Source organism: Stenotrophomonas sp. PS02289, from assembly GCF_029960115.1.
Lineage (GTDB): Bacteria > Pseudomonadota > Gammaproteobacteria > Xanthomonadales > Xanthomonadaceae > Stenotrophomonas.
In genome coordinates this window covers 22,681-31,541 of sequence record NZ_JASCOZ010000041.1, presented here as the reverse complement: position 1 = coordinate 31,541, position 8,861 = coordinate 22,681, and the positions used below count along the sequence as shown (strand labels likewise).

General features: G+C 67.6%; 8 protein-coding genes. All 8 read right to left on the bottom strand.

Annotated features, from left to right (window positions below):
- Positions 1–66: 66 nt before the first annotated feature.
- From leuB to ilvC, 8 genes are read right to left on the bottom strand one after another with little or no spacing between them, the layout of a single operon-like run.
- Positions 67–1,128, bottom strand: coding sequence for a 3-isopropylmalate dehydrogenase (gene leuB, locus QMX83_RS08100; RefSeq protein WP_282296120.1), 1,062 nt, complete (start codon positions 1,126–1,128; stop codon positions 67–69).
- Positions 1,118–1,696: a 3-isopropylmalate dehydratase small subunit gene (gene leuD, locus QMX83_RS08095; RefSeq protein WP_282296119.1), complete on the bottom strand. Its 579-nt coding sequence runs from the start codon at positions 1,694–1,696 to the stop codon at positions 1,118–1,120. Before leuD ends, leuB begins: the two co-directional genes overlap by 11 nt.
- Positions 1,696–3,114: a 3-isopropylmalate dehydratase large subunit gene (gene leuC, locus QMX83_RS08090; protein ID WP_282296118.1), complete on the bottom strand. Its 1,419-nt coding sequence runs from the start codon at positions 3,112–3,114 to the stop codon at positions 1,696–1,698. The genes leuD and leuC overlap by 1 nt, the downstream gene beginning before the upstream one ends.
- Positions 3,115–3,154: 40 nt before the next feature.
- On the bottom strand, positions 3,155–4,711 hold the full coding sequence (locus QMX83_RS08085) for a 2-isopropylmalate synthase (protein ID WP_282296121.1): 1,557 nt from the start codon (positions 4,709–4,711) through the stop codon (positions 3,155–3,157).
- Positions 4,705–5,814, bottom strand: coding sequence for a threonine dehydratase (locus tag QMX83_RS08080; RefSeq protein WP_282296117.1), 1,110 nt, complete (start codon positions 5,812–5,814; stop codon positions 4,705–4,707). Before QMX83_RS08080 ends, QMX83_RS08085 begins: the two co-directional genes overlap by 7 nt.
- A complete protein-coding gene (locus QMX83_RS08075; RefSeq protein ID WP_282296116.1) occupies positions 5,804–6,058 on the bottom strand; it encodes an ACT domain-containing protein in 255 nt (84 codons plus the stop codon). Before QMX83_RS08075 ends, QMX83_RS08080 begins: the two co-directional genes overlap by 11 nt.
- Entirely contained in the window at positions 6,042–7,778 is a 1,737-nt protein-coding gene (ilvG, locus tag QMX83_RS08070) for an acetolactate synthase 2 catalytic subunit (RefSeq protein ID WP_282296115.1), read from the bottom strand. The genes QMX83_RS08075 and ilvG overlap by 17 nt, the downstream gene beginning before the upstream one ends.
- 38 nt (positions 7,779–7,816) lie before the next feature.
- Positions 7,817–8,791, bottom strand: coding sequence for a ketol-acid reductoisomerase (ilvC, locus tag QMX83_RS08065; RefSeq protein ID WP_282296114.1), 975 nt, complete (start codon positions 8,789–8,791; stop codon positions 7,817–7,819).
- Positions 8,792–8,861 lie beyond the last annotated feature (70 nt).

The window sequence follows — 8,861 nt, the reverse complement described above, 5'->3', positions numbered from 1 at the left end:
GGCCCAAGGAGTCCGTGGGCCGGCCAACGGCCGGCGCTACCGGGGTCCTTGCGTGATCGGAGGTCCCTACCGCAACCGCGCCAACACCGCTTCGGTGGCCTGCGCGGTACTCACCGCATTTCCCTTCGCGGCCAGGTCGGCGGTGAACACGCCATCGTCCAACGCCGCATGCACGGCGGCTTCCACCGCTGCCGCCTCTGCCTCCAACCCCAACGAATGCCGCAGCAACATCGCGGCACTGAAAATGGTGGCGTACGGGTTGGCGATGCCCTTGCCGGCAATATCCGGCGCAGACCCATGGATCGGCTCGTAAATGCCCACCGCGCCCGGCTCACCCAGCGACGCGGACGGCAGCAGCCCCAGCGAACCGGCCAGCATTGACGCCTCATCGGTGAGGATGTCGCCGAACATGTTCTCGGTCACGATCACGTCGTACTCGCGCGGCTTGGCCAGCAGGTGCATGGCCATGGAATCGACCAGCTGGTGCTCCAGCGCCACATCGGGGAATTCTTCGCGGCCGATCCGCGCGGCGACGTCGCGCCACAGGCGCGAAGTCTCCAGCACGTTGGCCTTGTCCACCGAGGTGACCTTGCCGCGGCGCTGGCGGGCGAGGGTGAAGGCGCTGCGCAGCACGCGCTCGATCTCGGTGACGGTGTAGCGGCACAGGTCGCTGGCGCTGTCGGCGTCGCGGGTCTTATCGCCGAAATAGATCCCGCCGGTGAGCTCACGCACCACCACGAAGTCCACGTCCTTCAGCAGCTCGGCCTTGATCGGCGAAGCGCCCAGCGCGGCTTCATGGGTGCGCACCGGGCGCAGGTTGGCGTACAGGCCCAGTGCCTTGCGGATGGCCAACAGGCCTTGTTCGGGGCGCACTTTGGCATTCGGATCGGACCACTTCGGTCCACCCACCGCGCCGAGCAGTACAGCCTGGGCGGCCTTGCAGGCGGCCAGGGTGCTGGCCGGCAGCGGCTCGCCGTGACGGTCGATGGCGATGCCGCCGATGTCGTGCTCGCTGAAGGTGAAGCTGTGGTTGAAGCGTTCGGCAATCGACTTCAGAACGGCAACAGCGGCGGCGGCGACTTCCGGGCCGATGCCATCACCGGGCAGAACAACAATCTCAGCGTGCATGCTCACTCTCGTAACGTTCGATTTCAGGGACACGGCCCAACAGATACCCCAGCTGGTCCACGCCTTCCAGCAGACAGGTCTGCGAGAAGCCGTCCAGCGGGAAAGAGAAGACCCGGCCGTCGGGGGTGCGCAGCTCGCGTGCGGCCACATCGATGGTCAGTTCATCGTCGGGGCGTTGCATCAGCGACTGTACATCGGCCTCGGCCAGCACGATCGGCAGCAGACCGTTCTTCAACGAATTACCGCGGAAGATGTCGGCGATCTCACTGCTGACAATCGCGCGCAGACCGAGGTCGGTCAGTGCCCACGGCGCGTGCTCGCGCGAGGAACCGCAGCCGAAGTTGCGCCCGGCCAGCAGGATGCTGCGGCCAGCGTTGTGCGCCTGGTTGAACGGGAACCCGGCAACCGGGCTGCCATCGGCCTGCCAGCGCCAGTCATTGAACGCGTTGCGGCCGAGACCGGCACGCTCGGTGGTGGACAGGAACCGCGCCGGAATGATCTGGTCGGTATCGATGTTGGTCTGGCGCAGCACTACGCTGGCCGAGCTCAGGGTGCGGAAGCCGCTCATCAGGCCACCTCCTGTGCGAACAGATCGCGGGTGTCGGCGACCTTGCCATTCACTGCGGCCCAGGCGGCGGTCATCGGCGAGGCCAGCAGGGTGCGCGAACCCGGGCCCTGGCGACCTTCGAAATTGCGGTTGCTGGTGCTGACGGCCAGCTGGCCGGGGGCGACCAGGTCACCGTTCATGGCGATGCACATCGAGCAGCCCGGCTCGCGCCACTCGGCACCGGCCTCGCGCACGATCACATCAATACCTTCGGCTTCGGCTTCGCGTTTGACGATCTCCGAGCCGGGTACCACCAGCATGCGTACACCGCTGGCGATGCGGCGACCGCGCAGCACCTGTGCCACTTCGCGCATGTCGCTCAGGCGGCCGTTGGTGCAGGAGCCGACGAAGACCACGTCGACCGGCGTGCCGGCCAGGGTCTGGCCGGCCTGGAACTGCATGTAATCCAGACCCTTCTGGTCGGCGGTATCGTTGGCCGCCGGAATCGGGCGATCCACTGCGATGGCGGTTCCTGGATGGGTGCCCCAGGTCAGGGTGGGGCGGATGTCGGCGGCGTCGATGTGCACTTCGCTGTCAAAGCGGGCACCCGGGTCGCTGCGCAGCTGCGACCATGCCGCGACGGCCGCGTCGAAGTCCGCACCCTTGGGGCCGCGTGGAGTGGCCGCCACCCAGTCGAAGGTGACCTGATCGGGGGCGACCATGCCGGCGCGCGCGCCGGCTTCAATGGACATGTTGCACAGGGTCATGCGCTGCTCCATGTCCATGGCTTCAATTGTGCTGCCGCGGAACTCCAGCACGTGGCCGGTGCCGCCGTTGACGCCGATCACGCCGATGATGTGCAGCACGACGTCCTTGGCACCGACACCGCGTGGCAGCGGGCCGTCCACGGTGATCGCCATGGTCTTCGCTTTCCGCTGCAGCAGGCACTGCGTGGCCAGCACGTGGCCGACTTCGCTGGTACCGATGCCGAACGCCAGCGAGCCGAAGGCACCGTGGGTGGAGGTGTGGCTGTCACCGCAGACGATGGTCATGCCGGGCTGGGTGAAGCCCTGCTCGGGGGCGATCACATGCACGATGCCGCGGTTGGCCGACTGCATGTCGAACAATTCAATGCCGTACTCGGCGCAATTGCGCGCCAGCGTGTCCACCTGCGCCTCGGAGGCGGCACTGGCGTAGGGCAGGCTGCCGTCGCTGCGCGCGGGCAGGGTGGGGGTGGAATGATCCATCGTGGCCTTGGTGCGGTCCGGACGGCGCGGCGCGAGCCCGCGCTGGCGCAGTTCGGTGAAGGCCTGCGGCGAGGTCACTTCGTGGATCAGGTGCAGGTCGATGTACAGCACGGCGGGTGCGCTGTCCGATTCGGGGACAACCACGTGGGCATCCCACAGTTTGTCGTACAGGGTGCGGGGTGCTGGGTTCATGGGCTCGTTCATCTGGAGCGTGGCCTTGCAGGAATAGGGGTCAGGCAGCGGCGGTGGCGGCGGGCTGTTCAGCCGTGGCCTGGCGCTGGCGCAGCAGGCGGTTGGCCACGTCCAGCCAGGCCAGCGCGGACGCCTCGATGATGTCACGACTGGTGCCGGTCCCTTCGTACTCCACGCCCTCGTGGCGCACGCTCAGGTTGGCTTCGCCACGCGCATCGGCCCCGATGCCCACGCTGTGCACGTGGTAGCTGTCCAGATGCAGCTGCACGCCGGTCGCGGCCGACAGCGCGCCGAACAGCGCGTCCACCGGGCCGTCACCCTGTGCGGTTTCGGCCACGCGGTTGCCGTCCGGGTCGGACAGTTCGACCAGCGCGTTGGCACGGCTGCCGACATCGCTGATGGTCATCGAGGCCAGACGGTAGCCGTTCTGGTTGCTGCTGCCCTGCATCAGCGCCTGCAGGTCGGCGTCGGTGACCACGCGCTGCTGTTCGCACAGGGCCTTGAACTGCTCGAACACCAGCTTCAGTTCTTCTTCCTCCAGCCAGAAGCCCAGTGCGCGCAGGCGGGCTTCCACCGCGGCGCGGCCGCTGTGGCGGCCCAGCACCATCTGCGAGTTTTCCCAGCCCACGTCTTCCGGGCGCATGATCTCGTAGGTGCCACGGTGGCGCAGCATGCCGTGCTGGTGGATGCCGGACTCGTGCGCGAACGCGTTGGCCCCCACGATCGCCTTGTTGCGCTGGACCGGCATGCCGACCAGGCGCTGCAGCAGCTGCGAGGTGGAGACAATGCGCGGGGTGTTGATGCGGGTGTCTTCCTCATAGAAGGCGTTGCGTACCTTCAGCACCATGGCCAGCTCTTCCAGCGAGCAGTTGCCGGCGCGCTCGCCGATGCCATTGATGGTGCACTCCACCTGGCGCGCACCGCCCTCGATGGCGGCCAGCGAATTGGCCACGGCCAGGCCCAGGTCGTTGTGGCAGTGCGCGCTGAAGATGATGCGGTCGCTGTCGGGCACGCCGGCGATGACCCGCTGGAACATGCCGCGGATCTCTTCCGGGGTGGTGAAGCCCACCGTGTCGGGCAGGTTGATGGTGGTGGCCCCGGCGGCGGCGGCCACGCGCGCGACCTCGATCAGGAAGTCTTCCTCGGTACGGGTGGCGTCTTCGGCGGAGAACTCCACGTCGTCCACATAGCTGCGCGCCAGGCTCACATGGCGGTGCACCGACTCCAGCACCTGCTCACGCGTCATGCGCAGCTTGTGCTCGCGATGCAGCGGGCTGGTCGACAGGAACACGTGCAGGCGCGCGTTGGCGGCGGCCTCCAGCGCCTTGGCCGAGGTCTCGATGTCGGCCTGCAGGCAGCGCGACAGCACCGCCAGGGTCGGGCGGCGCACTTCGCGGCCGATCAGGGCCATGGCGTCGCGGTCGGACTGCGAACTGGCCGGGAAGCCGGTTTCGATGATGTCCACGCCCAATTCGTCCAGGGCGCGGGCCATCACCAGCTTCTGCTGCGGACTCATGCTGCAACCGGGAGATTGCTCGCCGTCGCGCAGAGTGGTGTCAAAAATTCGAATGCGGGGGGAGTTGGGCGTAGTCACCAGGAGGTCTCCTCGACGGGGGTGTTGGAATGGGTAGGAAGGGAAGAAGAAGGGGGAGGAGCGTGGGCCGGTAGCGCCGGTCGTTGGCCGGCCGACCCGGTCGGTAGTCGTGGACGTTCGCTGCTGCGCCGTCGTGGCTTGCGCGGCGCACGCGGGCGCACGTCGCAGAGCAGCTGGGCGAGCACGGCCGCATCGATGTTGCCGCCGGAGACCACCGCGCACTTGCGCTTGCCGGCCACGCGGCGGCCGGCGGCCAACGCCAGCGCGCCAGCGCCTTCGGCAATGACATGCTCTTCCAGCGCCAGGCGCACCAGAGTCTCGCGCAGTTCCGCCTCGCGCACGATCACCACGTCGTCCAGCAGCGCGCTGCACAGGCGACGGGTCAGGAAACCGGGAATCTTCACTTTCACGCCGTCGGCCAGAGTGGCCACGGGTGCGATCTCGCGCACGTCGCCGTTGATGGCGCGCGCCATGGAATCCACGCCTTCGACCTGGGCTCCGACGATGCGCACGCCCTGCGACTTCAGCGCCAGCGCCACGCCCGAGGCCAGGCCACCGCCGCCGATCGGCACGATCACCACGTCCGGCGCATGCGGGGCCAGTTCGATGCCCAGCGTGCCCTGGCCGGCAATCACGTCGGCATCGTCAAAGGCCGACAGGAAACGGTAGTCATTCTGTTCGGCCAGCTGACGGGCGAAGGCGTAGGCCTCGTCGTAGCTGTTGCCGTGCTGGCGGACCGTGGCCCCCCAGTGGGCCACACCGGCGATCTTGGTCGCCGGCGCACCATGCGGCATGACGGTGATGGCCGGCATGTTCAGGCGATAGGCCGACCACGCCACACCCTGCGCGTGGTTGCCGGCCGAAGCGCAGATCACCGGCCGCTCGTCGCCGCGCTCGCGCCCGGCCAGCAGCGCGTTCAACGCGCCGCGCACCTTGTACGACCCGGTGCGCTGCAGGTTCTCCAGCTTCAGCCAGGTGCCAAACCGCTCGGCATAGTGCAGCGGTGTGGGCGGCAGGAACCGACGCAGCCGCGCCTGCGCGGCCAGCACGTCGGCGACGCTTACGTCGCCTACTTCCGGTTCCTGCGGGGCACGACTAGCCCGCATTGCTCTCCCCCAGCGCACTGATCCGCACCGAAACACAGTCGTAGATCTTCTCGATCTGCCGGCACAGGGTTTCCGGCGGACGGCTGCCGTCCACCACCAGCTGCAGATGCCAGCGGCCATCGTCGGCGGCATTGGGCGCACCGGCGATCGCGCGCGGCGCGAAGCCGCGACGTTCGGCCATGCCGATCACGCGCAGCAGCGCGCCTTCGGCGGGAGCCAGCACCAGGTCAAGCCGGTATTGCATTGGGGATCTCCTGGGTCTGGTGAGCGGGGTTGCTGTCCAGCATGGTGCTGTTGGCGTTGTTGGGCGGTACCAGCGGCCAGACGTTGGCGCGGGCGTCGATGGCGACGTGCAGCAGCGCCGGGCCGGGCTCGGCCAGCAGCGCGGCCAGCCCGCCTTCGACATCGTCACGTGCCTCGATGCGGGTGGCGGGAATGCCGAACACCTTGGCCAGCGCGGCAAAGTCGGGGTTGTCGGACAGGTCGATCTCGCTGTAACGCTCGGCGAAGAACAGCTCCTGCCACTGCCGCACCATGCCCAGCGAGCTGTTGTCCAACAGCACGATCTTCACCGGCAGGCGGCAGCGCGCAATGGTGGCCAGCTCCTGCACGTTCATCATGAAGCTGCCGTCACCGGAGACCAGCACGACGGTGCGGTCCGGACAGGCGAACTGCGCGCCCATCGCCGCCGGCAGGCCGAAGCCCATGGTGCCCAGCGCACCGCTGGTCAGGTGGTTGCGCGGGTGATTGAAGCGGCAGTGCTGCGCCACCCACATCTGATGCTGGCCGACATCGCAGGCGATGATGGCGTTGGAGGGGGCCACTTCACTCAGCCGCTTCAGCAGAGCCGGCGCATAGATGTGATTGCCCGGAGCGTCGTAGCGGGCGGCGAAGCGTTCGCGGTGGGCCGCGCAGCGCTTGCGCCAGGCCTGCTGACCAGCCGGCGCACTTTCCACCCCGGCGGTCAGGGTGCGCAGCGCGGTGCCGACGTTGCCGGGGACGGCGATGTCAGCGCTGCGCAGCTTGGAGATCTCATAGGCGTCGGCATCGATGTGGATCACGCGCGCGAACGGAGCGAATTCGGCCAGCTTGCCGGTGGCGCGGTCATCGAAGCGCGCACCCACCACCACCAGCAGGTCGCTTTCCTGCACGGCCATGTTGGCGGCGCGGGTGCCGTGCATGCCCAGCATGCCCAGGTAATGCGGGTGCTGCGCGGGCAGGGCACCCAGGCCACGCAGGGTCAGCACGGTGGGAATGGCGGTGGTGTCGACGAAAGTGCGGAAGTCCTCGACCGCATCGCCCAGGGCGATGCCGCCGCCGCCGTAGATCACCGGTTTCTCGGCGGCCGCGATGGCCACCAGTGCATCGGCCAGCGCCTCGTTGCGGGGTGCGGCCGGCGGGTTGACGGTATCGGGCACGTGCACCGGCAGGTGGCTGGCGTCGGCTACCTGTACATCCTTGGGCAGATCGATCAACACCGGACCCGGGCGACCTTCGCGGGCAATGCGGAAGGCTTCGCGGACCACGCGCGGCAGGTCGTCAACCGAACGCACCAGCCAGCTGTGTTTGACGATCGGCAGGGTCAGCCCGAACACGTCCAGTTCCTGGAACGCGTCGGTGCCCAGCAGCGGGGTGGCGACCTGGCCGGTGATGCAGACCATCGGCACCGAGTCGAGCATGGCATCGGCAATGCCGGTGACCAGATTGGAGGCGCCGGGGCCGGAGGTGGCCACGCAGACGCCGACTTTGCCGCTGGCGCGGGCGTAGCCGTTGGCGGCCAGCGCCGCGCCTTGTTCGTGGCGGACCAGGATGTGCTTGAGCCTGGAGTCCACCAGGGCGTCGTAGAACGGCATGATGGTGCCGCCCGGATAGCCGAACAGCGTGTCCACGCCTTCGGCTTCCAGGGCCTGCGTCAACCAGCGTGCGCCGTTGCGGGGCGCGCTGCTGTGTGCGGAGGTGTTCATGCGGGAACCTTTCTGAAGCGGTGGGGGAAGCCGCGCGGTTACGCGGCTTGACTTTGCAACCAGACCATCTTGGCGCGCAGTTCCTTGCCTACCTTTTCAATCGGGTGTTCCAGGTCGGCCTGCTTGAACTTGTTGTAGTTCGGCAGGCCCGCTTCGTACTCGGCAACCCAGTTCTTGGTGAAGGTGCCGTCCTGGATGTCGCTCAGCACGGCCTTCATGCGCTCCTTGGTGCCCGCATCAATCACGCGGGGACCACTGACGTAGTCGCCGTACTGGGCGGTTTCGGAGATGAATTCCAGCATGCGGGTGATGCCGCCTTCGTAGAACAGGTCGACGATCAGCTTCAGTTCGTGCAGCACTTCGTAGTAGGCGATTTCCGGCTGGTAACCGGCTTCGACCAGGGTTTCAAAACCGGCCTGGACCAGCGCCGACGCACCACCACACAACACGGCCTGCTCGCCGAACAGGTCGGTCTCGGTCTCTTCCTTGAATGTGGTCTGGATCAGGTTGGCGCGCGCACCGCCCAGGCCGCCGGCGTAGGCCAGCGCGTAGTCAGCCGCCTTGCCGCTCTTGTCCTGGTACACCGCCCAGATGCACGGCACGCCACGGCCGATTTCGTACTCGCGGCGGACCAGCGCGCCCGGGCCCTTGGGGGCGACCAGCACCACGTCCAGGTCTTCGCGCGGAGCGATCATGTTGAAGTGCACGTTCAGGCCGTGCGCGAACAGCAGCACCGCGCCCTGTTTCATGTTCGGGGCCAGCACGTCTTCGTAGAGCTTCTTCTGCACCATGTCCGGGGTCAGCACGGCGACCAGGTCGGCGTCCTTCACCGCATCGGCGGGTGCCTTGACGGTGAAGCCATCGGCCTGTGCCTTGACCTCGGTCGGACCGCCCGGACGCAGGCCAATCACCACGTCGAAACCGGATTCGCGCAGGTTCAGTGCGTGGGCGCGGCCCTGGCTGCCGTAGCCGACTACAGCGATCTTGATCTGGGGCAGGTCGTTGGTGCTCATCGGGGTGGTCCTTTGGGAGGGGGAAACAAAAACGAAGGGTTCTGAAACGAAAAAACCCGCGCCGGGACCG

Bases quoted from the DNA above. Each gene is read 5' to 3' on its own strand.
- QMX83_RS08075 (WP_282296116.1), bottom strand. From the start codon at position 6,058: ATGCAATACCGGCTTGACCTGGTGCTGGCTCCCGCCGAAGGCGCGCTG.
- QMX83_RS08080 (WP_282296117.1), bottom strand. From the start codon at position 5,814: ATGCGGGCTAGTCGTGCCCCGCAGGAACCGGAAGTAGGCGACGTAAGC.
- ilvC (WP_282296114.1), bottom strand. From the start codon at position 8,791: ATGAGCACCAACGACCTGCCCCAGATCAAGATCGCTGTAGTCGGCTAC.
- leuD (WP_282296119.1), bottom strand. From the start codon at position 1,696: ATGAGCGGCTTCCGCACCCTGAGCTCGGCCAGCGTAGTGCTGCGCCAG.
- leuB (WP_282296120.1), bottom strand. From the start codon at position 1,128: ATGCACGCTGAGATTGTTGTTCTGCCCGGTGATGGCATCGGCCCGGAA.
- leuC (WP_282296118.1), bottom strand. From the start codon at position 3,114: ATGAACCCAGCACCCCGCACCCTGTACGACAAACTGTGGGATGCCCAC.
- ilvG (WP_282296115.1), bottom strand. From the start codon at position 7,778: ATGAACACCTCCGCACACAGCAGCGCGCCCCGCAACGGCGCACGCTGG.